Source organism: Streptomyces sp. NPDC037290 (assembly GCF_055603245.1).
In genome coordinates, this window is the sequence record NZ_JBVJVZ010000002.1 from 785,480 (window position 1) to 809,368 (window position 23,889).

Here is a 23,889-nt window from a genome sequence, read left to right on the forward strand (position 1 = left end):
GCATGGACCCACGTGTATGTCCCCCTAACGCGTCAAGACCGCGTTAAGGCCGAGCGCGTCACATGCCGCGCGCCTCAGGGCCGGACACCCAGCGTCATGTCGTACGCATCCTCCCTGCCGCCTCGCAGCCAGGTGATGTGGATCCGCAGGCTGCTCGCGTCCGGATCCAGGGACGGATGTCCGCTGAGGCTGCCGTCGGTGCAGGTGCCGTCCGGATGGGTGCCGTAGGAGCCGCCGCGGTCTTCGTACTCGTTGCCGAGGTCGTCCACGGCTTCCAGGACCGGGAGTACGAGCGTTTCGACGCCGGATTCCGGGAGCGGTGGCGTGATGCGGTAGTGGAGCGTGAAGGAGTCTTCGCCGCGCTTCAGCCGGGTGATCGTGAGCTCGTGGCGGCCTTCGAGGATCGGCAGTGCGAGCAGCGGAGGCTTCCTGGGCACTGGCATCTCCCTCTTCTTCGACGTGCTTCCTAGGCGCTGAGCCGACGGTGTGACACCGGGCTCCCCGCCGCGTAGTGGACGTACTCGCGGACCAAGCGGAAACCGGCGTTCCAGGCCAGGAGACGGCTGGCGCGGTTGTGGACCGAGCAGTTCCAGCTGGGCGTCTGGCCGCGGGCCGTGATGTCCGCACACAGGGCGGTGACACAGGCCAGGCCCAGGTGGTGGCTTCTGCGGTCGGGGATGGTGTAGACGGCCACGTCCTCGTGGCTGGTGCCGCGGAAGTAGGTGCAGGCCACCGCGAGGATGCGACCGGTGCGGCCTACCGCGGCCCAGGCGTGGCCGGAGGCGGCGAGGCCGCGCGGGCCGCCCCAGCTGGCCGACAGCCAGGACGCGTCCGGACCGAGGGCGTGCACGGCGTCGGCGTCCGCCGGTTCCAGGTGCCGTACGGTCACGGCGTGCGGGAACGTGGCGGGGTGAGGTGTGGCCTGGAGCGTCCAGATCATGCGCTCCCACGGGGTGAGCCGGTCGAAGGCGGCACCGAGGGCGGGCAGGAACCGGGCCGGGGCCTCGACACGGTTGCCGGCCAGCGGGGCAAGGACGCCTGGCCTGAGCTCCTCCGGACTGCCGCGCAGGACGACGTGGCCGGCGCAGGAGACGGCGACCGTGCGCGGCTGGACGGGTCGGTCGGCCCACCAGCGCCCGATGCCGGTGGCCAGCACGTGCTCGCCGATCGTGGCGGGGCCGGGGGAGGCGGTGGGGAACCAGCGTGCGAGGGCCCGGGAGTCCGGTGGCGAGATCTCGATCATCAATGCCTCGTGGGGGTAGTGGAATGCGGATGGGGCGGGCGACCAGGGGAGTGCGGTTCCCCTGTCGCCCGCCCTGAGTCGGACGGCGCGTGCCGCGCCGCTCTGCTCGGCGTCAGCTCTGGCCGGCCTTGTGGCCGTGGTTGGCCTTCTTCTTGCGGCGGTCTTTCTTCTTGCGAGCGCGCTTGGACATGTGCGTCAACTCCTCTGAGTGCGGGGATCCTTCAAGCGCTGCGGCCGACCAGCAGGTCCGCGAGCTTGTTGAGGCGCCTGATCGTGCGGTCCTCGGTCGCGGCCGGGGCCGGTTCGACTCGCTCGTCGCGGTCGTAGTAGGCGCCGTTGACGATCTCGACGGCCGGGTCGCACAGCCGGACCACGTGCGCGGCTCCCTCCGCCGGGGAAACGCCCGCGTGCGCGTACAGCGGCAGGAGCGCGGTGTCGCAGACGCCCGGGTGCACCGAGACCGCCGTCACGCGCGGGTCGGCCGCAAACACCGTCAGGGCCAGCTGCGACTGGGCGTAGGCGGCGAGGCGGGAGTAGCGGCGGGCGCGGTTGGGGTCGGCCCACTGGATGGAGGCCGTGCGGTGCAGCGCGGAGGAGACGTTGACGACGCGGCCGCCTGGGTCACTGGTCAGGGCCGGCTCCAGCAGGCAGGTGAGGAGGTAGTGGGCGAGGAAGTTGACCTGGAAGGCGATCTCGTTGCCGTCAGCGGTGATGGTGTGCCGCTCGGGGGCGGCCATGCCCGCATTGTTGACCAGGACGTCCAGGTGCGGGTGTTCGGCGACGATCGTGCGGGCCAGGGTCTCGACTTCCTCCAGGCGAGCGAAGTCCGCCGAGTAGAGGCCCAGTTGGCCGACATCGACGCCGACCGTGGCGATGAGGCGGTCGGCGGTGGCCCGGGTCTCTTCGGCGGTACGGCCGTGCAGCAGCACGGTGGCGCCGCGCTCGGCGAGCTGCCGGGCCGTTTCGTGGCCGATGCCGGACGTGGCGCCGCTGACCAGAACGGTGCGGCCAGACATGGAGGTAAAGGTGGAGTTGGACATGGTCCCATCCGGGTTTGCGGGCACGCCGACACGGCCCGGTGAGGGGCGGTGGGCGTGCGGTGGAGAAGGTGGGTCGAGGAGCGCCGGGAGCCGATCACGGCGCCCCTCGGGTCACGGAAAGCGGCGTCGGCGGGACGCGATGCCGGCGTGGCGTGGACGCTTCCGGTCAGCGCGGCTCGCGACACGACGGCCGAGCGAAGCGAGATGGGGGCACCCCCGGCCGAAGGCTGGGGGAGGGACTCGGCGGCCGGTCGAGGAGGAGCCAGGCGCTGTTCACGAGATCCATGGAAGCCGTACCGCACGGACGGGGCAAGCCGAAATGCCGTTCTCTGACGGGGCTCTGACGTGCGCATACGGGACCTTGACGGGCGAGCCAGGCGGACGGGCGGGGTTCAGGCAAGGCCGGGCACCTGAGAGATGAGCAGGTCGATCAATTTGATGCCGACGAAGGGCAGGACGAGTCCGCCGAGGCCGTAGACGAGCAGGTTGCGGCGCAGCAGGTCGTGGGCCGAAGCCGGGGTGTAGCGCACGCCGCGCAGCGCCAGCGGGGTCAGAGCGATGATGATCAGGGCGTTGAAGATGATCGCGGAGGTGATCGCGGAGGTCGGGCTGTGCAGGCCCATCACGTTCAGCGACTCCAGGCCCGGGTACGAGCCCGCGAACATCGCCGGGATGATGGCGAAGTACTTCGCCACGTCGTTGGTGATGGAGAAGGTCGTCAACGCGCCCCGGGTGATGAGGAGTTGTTTGCCGATCTCGACGATCTCGATGAGCTTGGTCGGGTTGGAGTCGAGGTCGACCATGTTGCCGGCCTCCTTGGCGGCCGATGTGCCGGTGTTCATCGTCACGCCGACGTCCGCCTGGGCGAGGGCCGGGGCGTCGTTGGTGCCGTCACCGGTCATGGCGACGAGCTTGCCGCCCTCCTGTTCCCACCGCACGGCGGCGCACGGACACCGGCCGGCGCGAGCGCCGTCAAAGTCCCGTCAAACAAGGCTGAGCAGCCATCAGGGAGCCGTCAAGACGAGACGTGGGTGGCTGAATCCGGTCGCAGACTGATCAGCAACGGGGGACGGGCGACCGTCCGTGGCGGTGACGTTGGAGGGACCGTGACTCTCACGGCCGGATCAGCGCGGGGTCCTCGGACCGAGCAAGGGGCACCGCCACGGACTGTGGTCGCCCAGCCCGGGGGCAGCCCCGGACCGCGAAGACGAGGGTATTCGCGACCGGCCGGACCGGGTCCGGGGCTGCGCCTGCGGTGGCAGGCCGTGGCCGCGCGGGCCGCTCTGCGCCGCCGCTTCTGGGCCACCGTGCCCGCGCGGCTGCGCCTTCTGCGCGCGGCCACGCTCGTGCTCGCCACCGCAGTGACGGCGCTGCTGACCGTCGCCGGGCTGGCCGTGAACGGCACCTGGGACAGCGTGGCCGGACGGGACGCCCCGCGCACCACCAGCGCCTCCGACCTCAACCTCGCCCTGAACGACATGGACGCCCAAGCCGCCAACATCCTGCTGTCCAGCGGGGATGCCGGGAAGGGTCGCCTGCAGACCCCGTACGACAAGGCGGTCGGCTTCTACGGTGATGCCCGGCGCGAGATCGGGCACGACCTGCGCACCCTCGCCGTCGCGGCCGAGGGGGACCGGTCCGACGAGAAGACGGTGGAGAACCTGACCGACGACTTCGCCGAGTACCAGGAGCTGATAGGGCGCGCCTTGGAGAACGACGGGCATGCCGGTGGCAAGCCGGCCGCCCTGGCCGACTACCGCAAGGCCACCGACCTGCTGCAAGGCAAGCTCCTGCCCGAGTCCCGCACCCTGGTGTCCGCCAACGACCGGGCCTTCGACACCGAGTACAGCGCCGCCCGCTCCACGCTCTCCGCGCAGCTCGCCGCCACCGCCGCGCTGGGCGTGCTCCTGCTGGCCGTCATCGGCGTCCTGCAGTGGTACCTGGCCCGGCGTTTCCACCGGATTCTGAACCCGCCTCTCCTCGCCGCGACCGTCTGCGCCCTGCTCTCGGTGATCCTCGGCGCGCAGCTGCTCACCTCGTCGTCCGGGAACCTGCGCGGCGCCCGCCGCGACGCCTTCGACTCCGTCGTCGCGCTCTCCCGCGCCCGCGCCATCGCCTACGACGCCAACGCCGACGAGAGCCGCTATCTCCTCGACCCGCAGCGCCGCGAGCAGTACGCGGAATCGTTCCTCACCAAGTCGCAGGAGCTGTACGGCATCAAGGGCGCGAGTCTCGACACGTACGACGACGGGCTGGCCACCAGCTGGCGCGCGTACCGGTCCGATCACCACGACCTGCGCTTCACCGGCGAGTTCCGGCGCGAGCTGGACAACATCACCTTCCCCGGGGAACGCGCTGCGGCCGAGACAACCGTGGAGACGTACGCCGTCTACCAGCGCGACGACCGCCGTGTTCGCGCGCTGCTGGCAGCCGGGAAGGAACGCCAGGCGGTGGAGTTCTGCATGGACTGGAAGCCGGGCACCTCCAACGCGCACTTCGGCGCCTGGATGGCCGCCCTGGACAAGGTGACGGACATCAACCGCGCCCACTTCGCCTCCTCGGTGCGGGACGGCCGCTCGGCGGTGAGCGGCCTGCTTCCCTGGGCGGGCGGCCTGCTGCTTGCGGCGATGGTCCTCACCGTGCTGGGGCTGCGGCCACGGCTGGCGGAGTTCCGTTAGGCATCCGCCAGCCGTGCTTCCTCCAGGTCCAGGGACCGCTGGAGCCGCCTCCGGGTCGTGTCGCTGATGTGGTGCGTGTCGTAGAGGCGCTGCAGTTCCGCGGTCTCCACGGTGATCAGGTCGCGGCGCAGCTGGCGGTACACCAGGTCGGCGGACTCGGTGGCGGCGGTGCCTTTGTGCTCGGCGAGGCGGTCGCGGGCGGCGTCCAGGCGCGCTGTCAGGCCGCGGCGGAGCCGGTCGAGGACGATGTCGGGTACGGCTTCCAGTTCGGCGAGTTCCTCGAGGCGGGCGAGTCCGGCGTGGGCGAGGTGGGAGCGGGCCTCGATCTCCTCGCGTTCGGTGTGGGCGGGCTCCAGGGCGATGCCGGAGGCGCGGACGACCGGGGCGAGCGTGAAGCCCTGGACGACCAGCGTTATGACCACTACTGACGTGGTCAGGACGAGGACGAGGGGGCGGTCTGCCAGGGCGGTGCCGTTCTTGGCGACTTCGGGGATGGACAGCGCGGCCGCCAGCGGCATGACGCCGCGTGTGCCGGCCCAGGTCAGGACCACGGGCACCCGCCAGTTCATGCGGCTGATCCCGCCTTTGCGCTGCACGACCGCCGACAGGGGAGCGAGCCACAGCAGGCGTACGGCGATGACCGTGGCGGCGACGGCGAGGGCGTACACCGGCCAGGCCCGGTCGCCGTCGGCCAGCGCCCGCACCTGAGCGGGCAGCGCCAGCCCTATCAGCGAGAACACCACGCTCTCCAGCAGGAACACCACCGTGCCGTACACCGCGTGCAGCTGGAGACGGATACGGGCAGTGGTGAGCCGGTCGCCCCGGCCGCCAAGGATCACCCCGGCGACCACGCAGGAGGTCACCCCGGAGGTGTGCGCGGCCTCGGCCAGCAGATAGGAGGCGTACGGGGTGACCAGGGCGATCACCGTCTCCAGCACCGGTTCCTCGGTACGGCGCCGGATGAGCGCCACCACACCGGCCACTGCCGCGCCGATCACCGTGCCGCCGCCGGCCAGCAGCAGGAACTGGCCGCCCGCCGCTCCCCAGCTCGCCGCCGCCGACGCGACCGCGATGCCCGCCGCCACTCGGACCAGTACCAGGGAGGTGGCGTCGTTGAACAGGCTCTCGGCCTGCACGAGCACCTGCACCTTCGGCGGGAGGGCGAGCCGGCGGCCGAGCGCGGTGACCGCGACCGGGTCGGTGCTGGCCAGGATCGCGCCCAGCACGAACGCCATCTGCCAGGACAGCGGGGTGACCGCGGCCGCCACCGCGGCGACAGCCGCGGCGGAGGCGAGTACGAGGCCGATGGCGAGGATGCCGACCGGCTTCCTCCGCGCTCGCGTACAGCAGCGGCGGGAGGACGACCAGCCCGATGATCTCCGGACTGATCTCGATCTGCGGGGTGCCCGGCAGCAGCGCCACGGCAAGACCGGCGACTACCAGCAGAGAGGGGGCGGGCATCCGCCAGCGGCGGGCGAAGGTCGCCACCACGGTGGCCAGAATGACCAAGGCGAGAACCGTACCGACGCTCCGCATGCCGTCCCCCCTGGGACTGAAAAGGGGAGCCACCCTGGCTCCCCTGCCGACCAGACTTCCCGGCACACCGCGGTCACCCTATCGGCCCAGGTCACGTCAAGACAGCGTCAATGTCCTCGGGGCAGGCGCCAAGGATTCGCCAACACGCGCCCCACACGGCCCGCGAAAGGGCTTCCTTAGGAGCAGTTCCCCTCGACCACGGGGGAGTTGAGCCAGTGAGCGGAGCGCGTCGACGGCGATGAGTGACGTACGGCCCGGACGACTGAAGGTCTACCTCGGGGCGGCCCCGGGGGTCGGCAAGACCTACCGGATGCTCGACGAGGGGCGACGCCGTGCCTCGCGCGGGGCGGACGTGGTGGTGGGCTTCGTGGAGTGCCACGGGCGCCCGCACACGAAGGCCATGATCGACGGCCTTGAGGTCGTCCCTCGCACGTCCTGCACCTATCGCGGCGGGGGCTTCGAGGAGATGGACCTGGCCGCGGTCCTGGCACGCCGCCCGCAGGTGGCGATCGTGGACGAGTTCGCCCACAGCAACGTCCCCGGTGACGGCCGTAACCCCAAGCGGTGGCAGGACATCGGGGAACTCCTCGCCGCGGGCATCGATGTGATCACCGCGGTGAACATCCAGCACCTCGAATCCCTCAACGACGTGGTGGAGAAGATCACCCGCGTCCCGCAGCACGAGACCGTGCCCGACGAGGTGGTCCGCTGGGCCTGGCAGATCGAGCTGGTGGACATGCCGCCCGAGGGCCTGCGGCGGCGCATGGCGCACGGGAACATCTACGCCCCGGAGAAGATCGATGCGGCCCTCGCCAACTACTTCCGTCCCGGCAACCTCACCGCGCTGCGGCAGCTGGCCCTGCTGTGGGTGGCCGACCGGGTGGACGAGGCGCTGCAGGAGTACCGCTCGCAGCACGGCATCGGCGGGGTGTGGGAGACCCGGGAGCGGGTCGTCGTTGCCCTGACCGGCGGACCGGAGGGGGACACCCTGGTCCGCCGGGCCGCCCGGATCGCGGACCGGTCGGCGGGCGGCGACCTGCTGGCGGTGCATGTAGCCCGCAGCGACGGCCTGGCCGGTGGGGTTTCGGCGGCCTCGCTGGCCAGGCAGCGCCGGCTGGTGGAGGACCTGGGCGGCAGCTACCACTCCGTGGTCGGCGACGACGTGGCCACCACCCTGGTCGAGTTCGCGCGCGCCGAAAACGCCACCCAGCTGGTGCTGGGCACCAGCAGGCGGGGACGGCTGGCCCGGTTCCTGACCGGGCCCGGCACGGGGGAGACGGTGACCGAGCTGTCCGGTGACATCGACGTGCACCGGGTCACCCATGAGCGGGCCGGGCGTGGCACCCTGCTGCCCTCGCGCCGTCGAACGCTGTCGACGGCGCGGCTGATCGCGGGCCCGGTGGCCGGACTGGTGCTGCCGGTCCTCCTCACCACGGTTCTGGCCCAATTGCGGGGCACGCTGAACCTGACCAGCGAGGCCCTGCTGTTCCTGCTCGCCGTGGTGGGCGTGGCCTGCATAGGCGGGGTCGCCTCGGCGGTGATCGCGTCGGTGACGGCGTCCCTGCTGCTCAACTACTGGTTCATCCCGCCCATCGGCGCCTTCACCCTGGACGACCCGAACGCCCTGGTGGCCCTGACGGTGTTCGCGGTCGTCGCGGCCACCGTCGCCGCCGTCGTCGACCGGTCCCTGCGCCTGGGCCGCCGTTCCGCCCGGGCGACCGCCGAGGCGGAGACCATGTCGTCCCTGGCCGGCAGCATCGTGCGCGGGGAAGCGACCATCCCGGCCTTGCTGGAGCGGACCCGCGAGACCTTCGGCATGGAATCGGCGGACCTGGTGGACGAGCCACCGGACGCGACGGCCGGGGTGACGGCCGTACCAGCGGGCCCCGGCGCGTACCTGGTGCTGCGCGGCCGTACCCTCTCCGCCTCCGAGCGGCGGGTGCTGGCCGCGTTCGCCGCGCACGTGGGATCCGCGGTGGAGCGGGCACGACTCGCTGACGCCGCGGCCGAGGTGGAGCCGGTCAAGGCCGCCGACCGGCTGCGTACGGCCCTGCTGCGGGCCGTCGGCCACGATCTGCGCACCCCGCTCGCGGCCGGCTGGGCCGCGGTCACCTCCCTGCGCAGCCGGGACGTTGAGTTCTCCCCGGAGGACCGCGAGGAACTCCTGGCCACCGCCGACGAGTCCATGGCCAAGCTCAACCGCCTGGTGGAGAACCTCCTCGACCTCAGCCGGCTGGAGGCCGGCGCCCTTACGCTGAACCTGCGAGAGACCTCCTTGGAGGAGGTGCTGCCGATGGCACTGGCGGATGTGTCAGAGGTCGAGGTGGCGGACGTGGAGTACATCCCGGCGGTGCTGGCCGACCCGCCGCTGCTGGAGCGGGTGATCGCCAACCTGGTCGGCAACGCCGCCCGCCACAGCCCGCCCGGGAAGAGGGTGCTGGTCACCGCCAGTGCCCTGGCCGGCCGGGTGGAGCTGCGGGTGGTGGACCGGGGGCCGGGGCTTCCGCCCGAGGGCCGGGAACGGCTCTTCGAGCCCTTCCAGCGACTCGGCGACACCGACAACACCACAGGACTCGGCCTTGGGCTGGCCCTCGCGCGGGGCCTGACCGAGGCGATGAACGGCACCCTCAGCCCCGAGGACACCCCCGGCGGCGGACTGACCATGGTCGTCTCGCTGCCGTTCGCTGCACGCACGGCGGGTGCCGAACCGACCGAGCAGAGCGTAGGAGGCGCGTGATGAGCACTGTGCCCGGCACCTGGAAGCTGCACCGCACGCGAGGAAGCCAGTCTGCACGGCCCTTGCCGCTCCGGGACCGGCTCGCCCTGACGGCTGGCCTGGCCGCCCCGTTCCTCGTGTCCCTGGCCCTCGTTCCGCTCCGTACGAGCCTCACGCACACGAACGCCGCCCTCGTTCTCGTCGTCGTGGTCGTCGCCGTGGCCGCCCTGGGCAGCCGTACGGCGGGCGTGGTCGCGGCGCTGTCGGCGGCGGCCTGGTTCGACTTCTTCCTCACCCGGCCGTACGAGACCTTCGACATCACTGCCTCGGCGGACATCGAAACGGCGGTGCTGTTGCTGGTCGTCGGCGTGATCGTCGCCCAGCTCGCGGCCTGGGCCCGTCGGCTGGAGGTCATGACGGTGACCGACGCGGACCACCTCGCGCGGATCCATCGGACGGCCGACCTCGTGCAGTCCGCCAACTCGGCGGACATCGTGGTCGACCACGTCCGAGGCGAGCTGACCGGCCTGCTCGGACTGCGCGCCTGCCGCTTCGAGTACGGCGCGCTCCTGGGCCGCCCGCCGCGCCTGGAGAAGGACGGCGGCGTGACGGTGGGCCGCCGCACCTGGAACCCGGACACCGACGGGTGGCCGGAGGGCGAGATCGAGCTGCGCGCGTACGGCAACGGCCACTACCTCGGCCGTTTCATGCTCACCCCCGGCCCGGGACCGGTGCCCCCGCTCCAGGCCCGGCTGGTCGCCGTCACTCTGGCCGACCAGACAGGGGCGGCGCTGGACACGGCGGGACCAGTACGCGGGGGATGAGGCCGGACATCGCGGAAACCGTACAGAGGCGATGAAGCCGGACGCGCCGGATTCCCTGACCCATGACGGGCGGACAGCCGCACCCGGCAAACCGCAGGGACTGAGTCGTCCTAGTCCAGGCCGGACGCCTGGAACACGGCCCGTGCCGTCTCGCGGTCCATGCGGATCGAAAGGCGGCGCAGCGCGGTCTGGCCGCACGGCAGCAGTCCCTCGTCCGCTGCCTTCCGGGCGCCCTCGTTCAGGCGGAACCACAGGTGCGGGTTGCGGACGAGGACCTCGGGATCGATCTCGACACGGCCGCCCAGGGCGTCCCGCAGCAGGAGCCGCGGCGAGATGCCGTCCAGGCAGCGGACCGACACCAACAGGTCCGTCCGCACCCGTCGCTCGCACACCAGCCGGCGGCAGGTCAGCCAGTTCTCGTCGGCGGACACCCGGGCGGGATAGAGCACGACGAAGAGCAGCCCGGCGAGCGCGACCCACAGGGTGGCGCGCCACAGGGCGATGCGGCCGGAGCCCCAGTCGGTCAGGAGCAGCAGGGTGAGCAGTACGCCGGCGCAGCGGACGGCGCTCCACAACTCCCGCGTCCAGTCGTCGTCGTGCGCCGCCTCACCTGATGCATCAGGGCGTCCCATGATGCAGACGGTAGTGACCTGGGGAAGCTGATCGGCTGACCTTGATGTGGCTCTGACGGAGATGCTCGTCAAGATCGCGTCAAGATCTGCCGGTCGGGCGCGAAGATGCCGCAAGGAACGGACGTACACGGCGGGAATCGGTCTCAACCTGGGTGCACCCGCGTGCTTGGACCTTCGTGCGCGGCTGAACGAAGAAGGAGCACGCGCCCATGTCCGTCCTGACCACCGAGCAGCCGGATGCCGTCCCCGCCGGCGAGGAGCCGCCTGATACCGGCGAGCAGCACCGGCTGACCGCCACCACAGGGCTCGCGGCCCTGTCGCTGGACGCGATGGCGTCCGTGGCCTACGGGCCGGAGGCCATCGTCCTCGTGCTGGCCGCCGCGGGCGCCCACGGACTCGGCTTCACGATGCCGGTGACGTTGGCCATCGCGGCCCTGCTCGCGGTGCTGGTGGCCTCCTACCGGCAGGTGATCGCGGCCTTCCCGGACGGCGGCGGTTCGTACGCCGTGGCCAAGACCCATCTGGGGCCGCGCACGAGTCTGGTGGCCGCCGCCTCGCTGGTGCTGGACTACGTGCTCAACGTCGCGGTCGCCGTCACGGCCGGTGTGGCGGCCCTGACCTCTGCCTTCCCCTCCCTCTACGGCGACCGGCTGTGGCTGTGCCTGGCGGTGCTCGCGCTGATCACGGGTGTCAATCTGCGCGGGATCGTGGAGTCGGCGAAGGCGTTCATCGTGCCGACGGTCGTGTTCGTCGGCTCGATCTTCGTCCTCATCGGCGTGGGGCTGTTCCGGTCCCATCCCGTGAGTACGGTGACCGCGGCCGGGCACGCCTCGGTCGTCGCGGACAACGCCTCCTCCGTGGGGGCGCTGCTTCTGCTGAAAGCTTTCGCTTCCGGGTGTGCCGCGCTGACCGGCGTGGAGGCCATCGCCAACGCCGTCCCCTCCTTCCGGGTGCCCCGGGTCCGCCGGGCCCAGCGGGCGGAGGTCGCCCTGGGTGCCGTACTCGGGCTGATGCTGATCGGGCTGTCCGTTCTGATCGGGCGCTTCCACCTCCAGCCGGTCAAGGGCGTCACGGTCCTCGCCCAGCTCGCGGACGCCTCACTCGGCCACAACTGGGCTTTCTACGTCATCCAGTTCGCGACGATGATCCTGCTGGCCCTGTCCGCGAACACCTCCTTCGGCGGGCTGCCGGTACTGCTGAAGCTGCTCGCGCGCGACAACTACGCGCCACACGTCTTCGCGCTGAAGGCCGACCGCCAAGTCCACCGGCACGGCGTCCTCGCGCTGGCCGTCGTCTCGGCCGCGCTGCTGGTCTTCTCCGGCGGCGACACCAACACGCTGGTGCCGATGTTCGCCGTCGGTGTCTTCGTCGGCTTCACCATCGCCCAGGTGGGCATGGTCCGGCACTGGCGGCTGGAGCGGGGCCGGGGCTGGCGCGGGAAGACGCTGCTCAACGGCTTCGGCGCGGTCCTCACCGGCATCGCCGCCGTCGTCGTCACGGCGAGCAAGTTCACCGAGGGCGCCTGGCTGGTCGTCATCGCCCTGCCGCTGCTGGTGGCCGCCTTCGAGATCGTGCACCGGGCCTACCGGAGGATCGGCGAGCGGCTCGGCCTCGGCCGTGTCCCGGAGGTCCCGCACCGCCAGCGGTCGCTGGTGATCGTCCCGGTGTCCACGCTGTCCCGGCTGACCTCGGAGGCGCTGACCGCGGCTGCCTCCCTAGGTGACGAGGTACGCGCGGTGACCGTGTGCTATCCGGACCCCGAGGACCGGTCGCAGCTGCACTTCCTGGAGCGTTCCTGGGCGGAGTGGGAGCCGGGCGTGGAGCTGGTGCGGCTGGCGTGCGAGCGGCGCAGCCTCGGCCGCCCCATAGCCGCGTACGTCCGTGAGGTCACCGCAGCAGAACCGGCCACCCGGGTCACCGTGCTGATCCCGGAGGCCGAGCCGGAGCGGCTGTGGCAGCGGCTGCTGCAGAACCAGCGGGGCGCCGTCGTCGCACACGCCGTGCGCCGGGAGACGGACGCCGTGATCTGCCGGCTGCGCTTCCGACTGTGAGCCAGGTCACCGACTGTCACAACCGCCTACTGACCGGTGCGAGTCAGGAGCCGTAAGAGTCCCGTCAAAGGTGCCGGGTCCGCCGTAAGAGGGCCGTCAACGGGCGACCAGAACCGGCCAGAGAGGCGCTTTCCTCTAAGCGTCCGTTTCAACCGCACCTCACTCCAGGAGTTCGCGATGGCCGATCTGGCCTTCGTCGTCACCGTGCTCGCGGGTTTCGCGCTGGTGGCCCTTGTCGCCAAGGGGGTGACGAAGCTGTGACCGCCGAAAACGTCGTCGGCCTGGTCGTGGCCGTCGCCCTGCTGGGCTATCTCGTCCTCGCCCTGATCTTCCCGGAGAGGTTCTGACTGTGACATCAGCTGCCTCCGCAGCGGGCGACATGAGTCCCGTCCTCGCAGGCTTGCTCCAGCTGCTCGCCCTGATAGGCGCACTGGCGCTCGCTTACATCCCGCTCGGCAACTACATGGCGAAGGTCTACTCCTCGCGGGGGCACCTGCGCGTCGAGAAGTGGATCTACAAGGCCATCGGCGCCAACCCCGACACCGAGATGACCTGGCCCGCGTATCTGCGCGGCATCCTCGCCTTCTCCGCGGTCAGCGTCCTCTTCCTCTACCTGCTGCAGCGGCTCCAGGGCGTCCTGCCCGGCTCGATGGGCTTCTCCTCGGTGAACCCGGCACAGTCGTTCAACACGGCTGTCTCGTTCGTGACCAACACCAACTGGCAGTCGTACTACGGCGAGCAGACCATGGGTCACGTCGTGCAGACCGCCGGTCTGGCCGTGCAGAACTTCGTCTCCGCCGCGGTGGGTATCGCCGTCGCGGTCGCTCTCGTCCGTGGTTTCGCGCGCTCGCGCACCGGTGAGCTGGGCAACTTCTGGGCCGACCTGGTGCGCGGCACGCTGCGTGTCCTGGTGCCGATGTCGGTCGTCGCCGCGGTGATCCTCGTCGCCTGCGGTGCCATCCAGAACTTCTCCGGCATCCACGAGGTCGGCCAGTTCATGGGCGGCTCGCAGCAGTGGAACGGCGGCGCGGTCGCCTCCCAGGAGGCCATCAAGGAGATCGGGACGAACGGCGGCGGTTACTTCAACGCCAACTCCGCCCACCCCTTCGAGAACCCCACCCCGTTCACCAACCTCTTCGAGATCTTCCTGATCCTGGTGATCCCGTTCTCGCTGACCCGCACCTTCGGCGTGATGGCCGGCAACGTGAAGCAGGGGTACGCGATCCTCGCCACGATGGTCACCATCTGGCTGGGCTTCACCGTCCTGATGATGTGGACCGAGTTCGCCCACCACGGTCCGGCGCTCCAGGCGGCCGGCGGTGCGATGGAGGGCAAGGAGACGCGCTTCGGCGTCGGCTCGTCGTCGATCTTCGCCACCTCGACCACGCTCACCTCGACCGGTGCGGTGGACTCCTTCCACTCCTCCTTCACGGGCCTCGGCGGCGGCATCGCGATGTTGGGCATGATGCTGGGCGAGATCGCGCCCGGCGGCACCGGCTCCGGTCTCTACGGCATGCTGATCATGGCCGTGATCGCGGTGTTCATCGCCGGTCTGATGGTGGGCCGTACCCCGGAGTACCTGGGCAAGAAGATCGGCGGCCGCGAGATGAAGCTCGCCGCCTGCTACATCCTCGTCACCCCGGCTCTGGTGCTGGTCTTCACGGCGGCCTCGATGGCCCTGCCGACCCCGCCGCACTCGATGCTCAACTCCGGCGCGCACGGGTTCTCCGAGGTGCTGTACGCGTTCACCTCCGCGTCGAACAACAACGGCTCGGCCTTCGCCGGTCTGAACGCGAACACGGACTGGTACAACACCATGACCGGGCTCGCCATGCTCCTCGGCCGCTTCCTGCCCATGATCTTCGTCCTGGCACTGGCCGGCTCGCTCGCCGAGCAAACGCCGGTCCCGGTCACCGCGGGCACCCTGCGTACCGAGAAACCGCTTTTCACCGGCCTACTGGTGGGCGCGATCCTGATCATCACCGGTCTGACCTACTTCCCGGCCCTCGCGCTGGGGCCGCTGGCTGAGGGGCTGGCGTCATGACCACTCGCATAGACAAGCAAGAGGACTCGATGTCCACAGCCACTCCCACCAGGGCGCCGCACAGCGACGTCCCCACCGGGCACAAGCCCGACGAGGGCCGTGTCGGCGCGGGCCTCTTCGACCCCAAACAGCTTCTGAAGTCGCTGCCGGAGGCGTTCCGCAAGCTCGATCCGCGGGTGATGGTCAAGTCGCCCGTGATGTTCGTGGTGTGGATCGGATCCATCCTGACCACGGTCTTCTCCTTCCAGCACGCGGGTGACTGGTTCGGCTGGACCATCAGCGCCTGGCTGTGGCTGACCGTGCTGTTCGCCAATCTCGCCGAGGCCGTCGCCGAGGGCCGTGGCAAGGCCCAGGCCGACACCCTGCGCAAGGCCAAGACCGACACGGTCGCGCGCCGCCTCCTCGCGGACGGCACCTCCGAGGAGCAGGTCCCGGGCACCGCGCTGACCATCGGTGACCTGGTGGTCTGCGAGGCCGGTGACGTCATCCCGGGTGACGGCGACGTCGTGGAGGGTGTCGCCTCGGTGGACGAGTCGGCGATCACGGGTGAGTCCGCTCCGGTGATCCGTGAGTCCGGCGGTGACCGCTCGGCCGTCACGGGCGGTACGAAGGTGCTGTCCGACCGGATCGTCATCAAGATCACGACGAAGCCGGGCGAGACCTTCATCGACCGGATGATCAACCTGGTCGAGGGCGCGGCCCGGCAGAAGACGCCGAACGAGATCGCGCTGAACATCCTGCTGGCGTCGCTGACCATCGTGTTCCTGCTGGCGGTGGCCACCCTGCCGCCGTTCGCCGACTACGCGGGCACGCACCTGACCATGGTCGTGCTGGTCGCCCTGCTGGTCTGTCTGATCCCGACCACCATCGGCGCCCTGCTGTCCGCGATCGGCATCGCGGGCATGGACCGACTCGTGCAGCGCAATGTGCTCGCCATGTCCGGGCGTGCGGTCGAGGCCGCCGGTGACGTCTCCACCCTGCTGCTGGACAAGACCGGCACCATCACCCTCGGCAACCGACAGGCCGCCGAGTTCGTGCCGGTGAAGGGCACCACCGAGGCGGAGGTCGCCGACGCGGCCCAGCTGTCGTCGCTGGCCGACGAGACGCCCGAGGGCCGTTCCATCGTCGTCCTGGCGAAGGAGGAGTACGGGCTGCGCGAGCGCCACCAAGGCGAGCTGGCCGGCGCCGAGTGGATCGAGTTCACCGCCCAGACCCGCATGTCGGGTGTGGACGTCGACGGGCGGAAGATCCGCAAGGGCGCCACCGCCTCGGTCATCGCCTGGGTCGAGGAGCAGGGCGGCACCGTCGCCAAGGACGCGGACGTGACGGCCAACCGCATCTCGGAGGCGGGCGGCACCCCGCTGCTCGTCGCCGTGAACGACGACAAGGGCGCCCGGGTGCTGGGTGTTATCTACCTGAAGGACGTCGTCAAGGAGGGCATGCGGGAGCGGTTCGAGGAACTGCGCCGCATGGGCATCAAAACGGTCATGATCACGGGTGACAACCCGCTGACCGCGAAGGCGATCGCCGAGGAGGCCGGCGTCGACGACTTCCTCGCCGAGGCCACCCCCGAGGACAAGATGGCCCTCATCAAGCGGGAGCAGGCGGGCGGCAAGCTGGTCGCGATGACCGGTGACGGCACCAACGACGCGCCCGCGCTCGCGCAGGCGGACGTCGGCGTGGCGATGAACACCGGTACGTCGGCCGCCAAGGAGGCCGGCAACATGGTCGACCTCGACTCCAACCCGACCAAGCTCATCGAGATCGTCGAGATCGGCAAGCAACTCCTCATCACCCGGGGAGCGCTGACGACGTTCTCCATCGCCAACGACGTCGCGAAGTACTTCGCGATCATCCCGGCGCTGTTCGCGGCGGTCTACCCGGGCCTGGACAAGCTGAACATCATGCACCTGTCCTCGCCCAACTCCGCGATCCTGTCCGCGGTCGTCTTCAACGCGCTGATCATCATCGCGCTGGTGCCGCTGTCCCTGAAGGGCGTGCGCTACCGGCCCATGAGCGCCGACAAGATGCTCCGGCGCAACCTCGGGATCTACGGCATCGGCGGCCTGATCGCCCCGTTCATCGGCATCAAGATCATCGACCTGCTCATCTCCCTCATCCCCGGAATCGGCTGATCGCCATGAACAACTCGGTTACCAACACCGTCCGGTTGCTCGGGGCGGGCCTGCGGGCCCTCCTCGTGCTGACCCTGGTGACGGGCGTCATCTACCCGCTGGTCGTCACCGGCATCGCCCAGGCCCTGTTCAGCAACAAGGCGAACGGCTCGGAGATCAAGGCGGACGGCAGGGTCGTCGGTTCGTCCCTGATCGGGCAGTCGTACAACCTGCCGCTGAAGAAGGGGCAGGAGACGCCTGACCCGGACCTGAAGTGGTTCCAGGGTCGGCCGGCCAATGGCCTCGGCGCCAACAGCGTCAACACGCAGTACAAGCTGATCCTGTCCGGTGCCACCAACCTGTCCGCAGACAGCGGTGCGGTGAAGGGCAAGTGCCCGGACCAGCCGGCGGACAAGACGCTCTGCGCCCAGGTGCTCGCCGCCAAGGACGCGGTCGTCAAGGACAACTCGGTCCCCGGCTACACGGTCAAGCCGTCCGACGTCCCCGCCGACGCCGTCACCTCGTCCGGCTCCGGCCTGGACCCGGCCATCTCCCCGGAGTACGCCGAACTCCAGGTGCACCGCGTCGCCGCGAAGAACGGGCTGTCCGTCGACCAGGTCGAGAAGCTGGTCAAGGACCACACACAGGGCCGCACCCTCGGCTTCATCGGCGAGCCCCATGTGAACGTCCTAAAACTCAACATCGCGCTCAAGGACCTCGTGGCCAAGAAGTGACGGCCTTACGCGATCCACACGGGAGTCGGCGGTCCGGGAGGTATCCCGGGACCGCCGGCTCCCGCAGCCGTGAAGTCGGCCGCCCCGCTTCCCGCGCCCACGGCCCGACGCATGACAGGAGAGGCACACACCCATGACCAGGGTGCTCGTGGTGGAGGACGACCCGCAGCTCGTGCGGGCCCTCGTCATCAACTTGCAGGCACGCCACTACGGCGTGGACGCCGCCCCCGACGGTGCCACGGCCCTCCGGCTCGCCGCCGCGCGCCAGCCCGATGTCGTCCTGCTCGACCTCGGCCTGCCCGACATGGACGGCGTCGACATCATCAAGGCGCTGCGCGGCTGGAGTCGCGTACCGATCATGGTCCTGTCCGCCCGCCAGGCGTCCGACGAGAAGGTCGCCGCGCTCGACGCCGGCGCCGACGACTACGTCACCAAGCCGTTCAGCATGGACGAGTTGCTCGCCCGGCTGCGCGCCGCCGTCCGCCGTACCGAGGACACCCCGCTCGTCCCCGAGACGACGCTGGTCGAGACGGAGCACTTCAGCATCGACCTGCTCGCCAAGAAGGTCCTGCGGGACGGGAAGGACATCCGGCTGACCCCGACCGAATGGCACCTGCTGGAGATCCTGGTGACCAACCCCGGCCGCCTGATCACGCAGAAGCAGCTGCTCCAGGAGGTCTGGGGTGTCTCGCAGAGCAACAAGACCAACTACCTGCGCGTCTACATGGCCCAACTCCGCCGCAAATTGGAGACGGACCCCTCCCACCCCCGCTATCTGATCACCGAGCCCGGCATGGGCTATCGCTTCGAAGGATGACATGGCACGCGGCAAGCTCCGGATCTACCTCGGCGCGGCACCCGGCGTCGGCAAGACCTACGCGATGCTGTCGGAGGCACACCGCCGTATCGAGCGGGGCACCGACTGTGTCGTGGCCTTCGTCGAACACCATCACCGGCCGCGCACCGAGGTGATGCTCCACGGCCTGGAACAGGTGCCGCGCAAGGAGATCGAGTACCGGGACGCCGTCTTCACCGAGATGGACGTCGACGCCGTACTGCGGCGCGCCCCAGCCGTCGTCCTCGTGGACGAACTGGCGCACACCAACATCCCCGGCTCGCGCAACGCCAAGCGCTGGCAGGACATCGAGGAACTGCTCGCCGCCGGCATCGACGTCATCTCCACGGTCAACATCCAGCACCTGGAGTCACTGGGCGACGTGGTCGAGTCGATCACCGGCATCCGCCAGCAGGAGACCGTTCCGGACGAAGTCGTACGGCGCGCCGACCAGATCGAACTGGTCGACATGTCCCCGCAGGCCCTGCGCCGCCGCATGGCGCACGGAAACATCTACAAGTCGGACAAGGTCGACGCAGCCCTGTCCAACTACTTCCGGCCCGGCAATCTGACGGCGCTGCGGGAGCTGGCCCTGCTCTGGGTGGCCGACCGGGTTGACGAGTATCTGAACGAGTACCGCCGTGAGCACCGCGTCTCGACCATCTGGGGTTCGCGCGAGCGGATCGTGGTCGGGCTGACTGGCGGCCCCGAGGGGCGCACCCTGATACGGCGTGCGGCCCGCCTGGCGGAGAAGGGCGCCGGCGGAGAAGTCCTCGCTGTCTACATCTCCCGCAGCGACGGCCTCACCGCAGCCTCACCGAAGGAACTCGCCGACCAGCGCACCCTCGTCGAGGACCTCGGCGGCACCTTCCACCACGTCGTCGGCGACGACATACCTGTCGCGTTGCTGGACTTCGCGCGCGGCGTCAACGCCACCCAGATCGTCCTCGGCGTCTCCCGCCGCCGCAGCTGGCAGTACATCTTCGGACCCGGCGTCGGCGCCACCGTCGCCCGGGACTCCGGCCCCGACCTCGACGTCCACCTCATCACCCATGACGAGGCGGGCAAGGGACGGGGACTGCCGGTGGCGCGCGGCGCCCGGCTCGGACGCTCCCGAGTCATCTGGGGCTGGGCTGTCGGCGTGCTCGGCCCAGCCTTGCTCACTTGGCTGCTTACCAGCGCCACCCCTGACGTCGGCCTCGCCAACGACATGCTGCTGTTCCTGACCCTGACGGTGGCAGCGGCCCTGCTGGGCGGCCTCTTCCCCGCGCTGGCCTCCGCGGTGGTCGGCTCCCTGCTGCTCAACTGGTACTTCACTCCGCCCGTCCACACCCTCACGATCGCCGACCCGAAGAACATCGTCGCCATTGCAATCTTCGTCGGGGTCGCGGTGTCCGTGGCCTCGGTGGTGGACCTTGCCGCCCGGCGCACCCACCAGGCATCCCGGCTGCGCGCCGAGTCGGAGATCCTCTCCTTCCTCGCGGGCAACGTCCTGCGCTGGCGAGACCACTCTGGAGGCGCTGCTGGAAAGGGTCCGCGAGACCTTCGGCATGGAGTCGGTGGCCCTGCTGGAGCGCTCCGGCGAGACCGCTCCCTGGACCTGCGCGGGCAGCGTGGGACCGAGGCCGGCCGAGGTCCCGGAGGACGCGGACGTCGATGTCCCCGTGGGCGACCACATGGCGCTGTCCCTGCGCGGCCGGGTGCTGCCCGCCGCTGACCGCAGGGTGCTCGCCGCGTTCGCCGCGCAGGCCGCCGTGGTCCTGGACCGCCAGCGCCTGCAGAGCGAGGCCGACCGGGCCAAGGAGCTCGCCGAGGGCAACCGCATCCGCACGGCCCTGCTCGCCGCCGTCAGCCACGACCTGCGTACGCCGCTCGCCGGCATCAAGGCCGCGGTGACCTCGCTCAGGTCCGACGACGTCGAATGGTCCGAACAGGACCGGGCGGAACTGCTGGAGGCCATCGAGGAGGGCGCCGACCGTCTCGACCACCTGGTCGGCAACCTGCTCGACATGTCCCGTCTGCAGACCGGCACGGTCACTCCGATCATCCGCGAGACCGACCTCGACGAGGTAGTACCCATGGCGCTCGGCGGGGTCCCCAACCCGGAGGAGTGCGTGGAACTGGACATCCCCGAGACCCTGCCCATGGTCCACGTCGACCGGGGACTGCTGGAGCGGGCCGTCGCCAACGTCGTCGAGAACGCCGTCAAGTACAGCCCACCGGACGAGCGGGTCCTGATCTCCGCGAGCGCCCTCGCCGACCGGGTCGAGGTACGGGTCGTCGACCGCGGCCCCGGTGTCCCGGACGAGGCCAAGGACCGCATCTTCGAACCCTTCCAGCGGTACGGCGACGCGCCCCGCGGGGTCGGCGTCGGCCTCGGTCTCGCGGTCGCCCGCGGCTTCACCGAAGCCCTCGGCGGCACGCTGCACGCCGAGGACACACCCGGCGGCGGCCTCACCATGGTGCTCGTCCTACCGACGGCAACGGAGCCACGACCGGAACAGCCAGACCTGCCGGCCACCGCTGCCCATTGAGGGGATCAGGCGTCGGGCGGCACCGTCTCGAACTCCCTGCGCATGTCCCTGGTGTCCAGCCGCAGCCGCCAGATGTTGCGGCGGTGCACGGCCGCCAGCGCGGCCTGCAGCGGGGACGGCGGCACCGCCAGGACAGGACAGGCGGCGCGGGCCAGGCAGTAGCGGCCGACCGACGGCCACAGCGCCCGGTGCAGCCGACCCCGCCGACCGGGAGGACGACCACCAGGAGGTCGTCCTCCCGGTCGGCGATCCGCACGAGCACCGGCCCCGGGGCGCCCCGCGCGACGAGCGCCTGACCGGGCAGACCGGTGTCCACGCCGCCGAACACCTCACGCAGCGCCCCCACGACCCTCTCCCGCGCCAGCCGTTCCCATTCCGGAACCATGGCGGTCGCGGCCGGTGACCTGCGGGTGGCCGGGTCCCCGCCCGGCGGCTCCCACGCCAGCACCGGCCACAGCTCGGCCCCTCGGCGCCGGGCCTCCCCGGCCGCCCGGCTCAGCGCGGTGAGACTGCCCAGCGAGCCGCTCACTCCCACCACGACGCGGGCGGCTGAGGACGGGCGGTACTCGGACATCTCTCTCACCGTTCTCCACACGCCGACGGAAGGTCTCACGGCCGGCGATCCTCCTTCGAACCGCTTCCATCTCACCCTGGCACCGGCGATTCGAACAGTCCGTACGCCAGCTCCTGACGCCCTTCTGACGACCCTTTCCGCACCCTCTGACCTGGGGCATCAGCATTGCGTCAAGGTCGCACCGATCGTCGTCAGCGTCCCGTCAGGGCATGCCCAGGACCCGCGGGCACCGGGCATAACGTCGAAGGCGAGCCCCGGTCCGCCCCCCCGCGTCCGCGGCAATCACACCCCTCACTCCCTGCCTTTCGGGAGGCACCCCATGGCACAACTTCTGTACGGCGAAGACCCCGAGCCCTCCGATCGCTTCCCGGCCGGGCCCCTGTACGTCCCGGTCCGGCCGGGTCTCAGCGGATGTGCTGCCCGGCTCTTCCGAACCCCACTCGGCGAGCGGACCGCTGTCGGCTTCACCTCCGAGTGCCAGCTGACCGCCACTCTCGGCCCCGATCAGGCGTGGATCCGGCTCGCAGAGCCCGCCCTCCGTGCCCTGACCGTCCCACTCGGTGTCACGACCGTCACGGTGGACCCGCAGTTCACCGCCCCGGCCCCCACGCCGGTCGCCCACGAGATTCCCGCGCTGCGGATCGCAAGGATCGCCTGAGAGGGAAAGCCACGATGACCACGGTTCACGAACCCACCGCGACCAGCAGGTTCACCGATCTGTCGGTGTGGCCCGCCTCGACCACCGAGTCCGCCCACGGCGACCTCACCGTCGGCGGCGTACCGCTCGCCGAACTGGCCGACCGCTTCGGTACGCCCGTCTACGTCCTGGACGAGGCCGAGGTCCGCGACCGCTGTCGCACCTACCAGGACGCGTTCCCCGACGCCGAAGTCCTCTACGCGGCCAAGGCGTTCCTGTGCCGGGCCATGGCCCGCTGGATGGATGAGGAGGGCCTCGGCCTCGACGTCTGCTCCGCCGGTGAACTCGAACTCGCCGTCACCACCGGCTTCCCGCCCGAGCGGATCGTGCTGCACGGCAACGCCAAGTCACCGCGCGACCTGGACACCGCCCTGCGCCTGGGCGTCGGCCGGATCGTCATCGACAGCCCCTCGGAGATCGCGCGGCTGGCCGCCGCCGTCGGCCCTCACGGGCACCAGAAGGTGATGGTCCGGGTGGTGCCCGGTATCAGCGCGGGCGGTCACGAGAAGATCCGCACCGGCACGGACGACCAGAAGTTCGGCCTGTCCATCTCCGACGGCTACGCCCAGCACGCCGTCATCCGCATCCTCGACCAGCCGCAGCTTGAACTCACTGGCCTGCACTGCCATTTGGGCTCCCAGATCACCAGCGTCAAGCCGTACCTGGTCGCCGTACGCCGCATGGTGGGCCTGATGGCCCGTCTGCACGAGCAGCGCGGCCTGGTCCTGCCGGAACTCGACCTCGGCGGCGGCCACGGCATCGCTTACCGCCCCGGCGAGGAGGCCCTGGACCTGACGGCACTGGCCCGCAAGGTCCGCGCGGAACTCGCCGACGCCTGCGCCACCGCAGGACTTCCGGTACCGCGCCTGATCATCGAACCGGGCCGGGCAATCGCGGGCCCAGCAGGGGTCGCCCTGTACCGCGTCCTGTCCGTGAAGCACACGGGCGACCACGTCTTCGTAGCCGTCGATGGCGGCATGAGCGACAACCCACGCCCGGCCCTGTACGGCGTCCGATACGCGCCGAGACTGGTGGGCCGGCACAGCGCCGCGGCCACTGCCCCGGTCACCGTGGTCGGCCAGCACTGCGAGGCGGGCGACGTGCTGGCCGCACATGTAGCACTTCCCGCTGACGTCCGCCCCGGTGATCTGCTCGCCGTACCGGTGTCCGGCGCCTACCACCTGTCCATGGCCTCCGGCTACAACCTGGTCGGCCGCCCGCCGGTGGCCGCCGTACGCGACGGCCTCGCCCGCCTCCTGGTCCGACGGGAATCCCTGGCAGACATCCACAGACGTGACGTGGGCCTGTAGCCGACTCGCAGCCCCTGATCTCCCGGGCGGGCCGGTCTTCCCTCTCTCGCCGACCGACCCGCCCGGGCACCCAAAGGGAGGGGCAGCCATCGAACAGGCTGTCCTGGGGTGCGCACCCAGGAACGGGTGGAGGGGGCGCCGTGCCGATGGCGCCCAAGTCTGCGGGGCGTTACCTGGCCCATCGGGGCTGCCGGGTCGCTTCCTGTTTGTGACGCTCGTTTGACGCTCCGAGGCCCCGTCGACCCTTGCAAATACCCGCAAAACACCGCCTGACCTGGTGATTTTCCATCTCCCGCGTGATACGACATGTTTTCGATGACGCATTAC

Annotated in this window: 16 protein-coding genes and 4 pseudogenes; 12 read left to right on the forward strand and 8 right to left on the reverse strand. The window is 70.5% G+C overall.

Annotation, left to right across the window (positions count from 1 at the left end):
* Positions 1-74: 74 nt before the first annotated feature.
* The 5 genes and pseudogenes from ACZ7HQ_RS09305 to ACZ7HQ_RS09325 form a co-directional block, all read right to left on the reverse strand.
* On the reverse strand, positions 75-437 hold the full coding sequence (locus ACZ7HQ_RS09305) for a hypothetical protein (RefSeq protein WP_470986712.1): 363 nt from the start codon (positions 435-437) through the stop codon (positions 75-77).
* Positions 438-466: 29 nt separating this feature from the next.
* Entirely contained in the window at positions 467-1,243 is a 777-nt protein-coding gene (locus ACZ7HQ_RS09310) for a GNAT family N-acetyltransferase (protein WP_470986714.1), read from the reverse strand.
* Between the two features lie 112 nt (positions 1,244-1,355).
* On the reverse strand, positions 1,356-1,433 hold the full coding sequence (locus ACZ7HQ_RS09315; RefSeq protein ID WP_470987134.1) for a 50S ribosomal protein bL37: 78 nt from the start codon (positions 1,431-1,433) through the stop codon (positions 1,356-1,358).
* 31 nt (positions 1,434-1,464) lie between these two features.
* A complete protein-coding gene (locus ACZ7HQ_RS09320) occupies positions 1,465-2,259 on the reverse strand; it encodes an SDR family NAD(P)-dependent oxidoreductase (protein WP_470986716.1) in 795 nt (264 codons plus the stop codon).
* A 416-nt stretch (positions 2,260-2,675) separates the two neighbouring features.
* Positions 2,676-3,221, reverse strand: a pseudogene (locus tag ACZ7HQ_RS09325) (HAD-IC family P-type ATPase); the annotation flags it as partial.
* 327 nt (positions 3,222-3,548) lie between these two features.
* Between ACZ7HQ_RS09325 and ACZ7HQ_RS09330 the strand changes: the two are divergent.
* The gene (locus ACZ7HQ_RS09330; RefSeq protein WP_470986718.1) at positions 3,549-4,961 is read left to right on the forward strand and encodes a hypothetical protein; all 1,413 of its coding nucleotides are present in this window, start codon (positions 3,549-3,551) and stop codon (positions 4,959-4,961) included.
* On the opposite strand, the pseudogene ACZ7HQ_RS09335 reads toward ACZ7HQ_RS09330, so the two are convergent.
* Positions 4,958-6,497: pseudogene (locus tag ACZ7HQ_RS09335) on the reverse strand (Na+/H+ antiporter). The gene ACZ7HQ_RS09330 and the pseudogene ACZ7HQ_RS09335 overlap by 4 nt on opposite strands.
* Before the next feature lie 238 nt (positions 6,498-6,735).
* On the opposite strand from ACZ7HQ_RS09335, the gene ACZ7HQ_RS09340 reads away from it, so the two are divergent.
* Positions 6,736-9,234 (forward strand): ATP-binding protein, encoded by a 2,499-nt coding sequence (locus ACZ7HQ_RS09340; RefSeq protein WP_470986720.1) that lies wholly within the window; start codon positions 6,736-6,738, stop codon positions 9,232-9,234.
* A complete protein-coding gene (locus ACZ7HQ_RS09345) occupies positions 9,234-10,037 on the forward strand; it encodes a DUF4118 domain-containing protein (RefSeq protein ID WP_470986722.1) in 804 nt (267 codons plus the stop codon). The genes ACZ7HQ_RS09340 and ACZ7HQ_RS09345 overlap by 1 nt, the downstream gene beginning before the upstream one ends.
* Before the next feature lie 110 nt (positions 10,038-10,147).
* Here ACZ7HQ_RS09345 and ACZ7HQ_RS09350 read toward each other — a convergent pair whose 3' ends face one another.
* Positions 10,148-10,669: a hypothetical protein gene (locus ACZ7HQ_RS09350; protein ID WP_470986724.1), complete on the reverse strand. Its 522-nt coding sequence runs from the start codon at positions 10,667-10,669 to the stop codon at positions 10,148-10,150.
* A 209-nt stretch (positions 10,670-10,878) separates the two neighbouring features.
* Between ACZ7HQ_RS09350 and ACZ7HQ_RS09355 the strand changes: the two genes are divergently transcribed.
* The 7 genes and pseudogenes from ACZ7HQ_RS09355 (at position 10,879) to ACZ7HQ_RS09385 (ending at position 20,981) form a co-directional block, all read left to right on the forward strand.
* On the forward strand, positions 10,879-12,720 hold the full coding sequence (locus ACZ7HQ_RS09355; RefSeq protein ID WP_470986726.1) for an APC family permease: 1,842 nt from the start codon (positions 10,879-10,881) through the stop codon (positions 12,718-12,720).
* 257 nt (positions 12,721-12,977) lie between these two features.
* Positions 12,978-13,067 (forward strand): K(+)-transporting ATPase subunit F, encoded by a 90-nt coding sequence (gene kdpF, locus ACZ7HQ_RS09360; RefSeq protein WP_009326374.1) that lies wholly within the window; start codon positions 12,978-12,980, stop codon positions 13,065-13,067.
* A 32-nt stretch (positions 13,068-13,099) separates the two neighbouring features.
* Positions 13,100-14,764, forward strand: coding sequence for a potassium-transporting ATPase subunit KdpA (gene kdpA / locus ACZ7HQ_RS09365; RefSeq protein WP_470987136.1), 1,665 nt, complete (start codon positions 13,100-13,102; stop codon positions 14,762-14,764).
* The gene (gene kdpB / locus ACZ7HQ_RS09370; protein ID WP_470986728.1) at positions 14,761-16,899 is read left to right on the forward strand and encodes a potassium-transporting ATPase subunit KdpB; all 2,139 of its coding nucleotides are present in this window, start codon (positions 14,761-14,763) and stop codon (positions 16,897-16,899) included. Before kdpA ends, kdpB begins: the two co-directional genes overlap by 4 nt.
* Positions 16,900-16,904: 5 nt before the next feature.
* Positions 16,905-17,612 carry a potassium-transporting ATPase subunit C gene (locus tag ACZ7HQ_RS09375; RefSeq protein ID WP_470986730.1) on the forward strand — a complete coding sequence of 236 codons (708 nt, stop codon included), beginning with the start codon at positions 16,905-16,907 and terminating at the stop codon, positions 17,610-17,612.
* 133 nt (positions 17,613-17,745) lie between these two features.
* Positions 17,746-18,429: a response regulator gene (locus ACZ7HQ_RS09380; protein WP_470986732.1), complete on the forward strand. Its 684-nt coding sequence runs from the start codon at positions 17,746-17,748 to the stop codon at positions 18,427-18,429.
* Between the two features lies 1 nt (position 18,430).
* Positions 18,431-20,981, forward strand: a pseudogene (locus tag ACZ7HQ_RS09385) (DUF4118 domain-containing protein).
* 5 nt (positions 20,982-20,986) lie between these two features.
* On the opposite strand, the pseudogene ACZ7HQ_RS09390 reads toward ACZ7HQ_RS09385, so the two are convergent.
* A pseudogene (locus ACZ7HQ_RS09390) lies at positions 20,987-21,555 on the reverse strand (universal stress protein).
* A gap of 319 nt (positions 21,556-21,874) precedes the next feature.
* Here ACZ7HQ_RS09390 and ACZ7HQ_RS09395 point away from each other — a divergent pair.
* Positions 21,875-22,213, forward strand: a complete 339-nt coding sequence (locus ACZ7HQ_RS09395) for an SAV_915 family protein (RefSeq protein ID WP_470986734.1) — start codon at positions 21,875-21,877, stop codon at positions 22,211-22,213.
* A gap of 14 nt (positions 22,214-22,227) precedes the next feature.
* On the forward strand, positions 22,228-23,562 hold the full coding sequence (lysA, locus tag ACZ7HQ_RS09400; RefSeq protein WP_470986736.1) for a diaminopimelate decarboxylase: 1,335 nt from the start codon (positions 22,228-22,230) through the stop codon (positions 23,560-23,562).
* Positions 23,563-23,889: the final 327 nt, after the last annotated feature.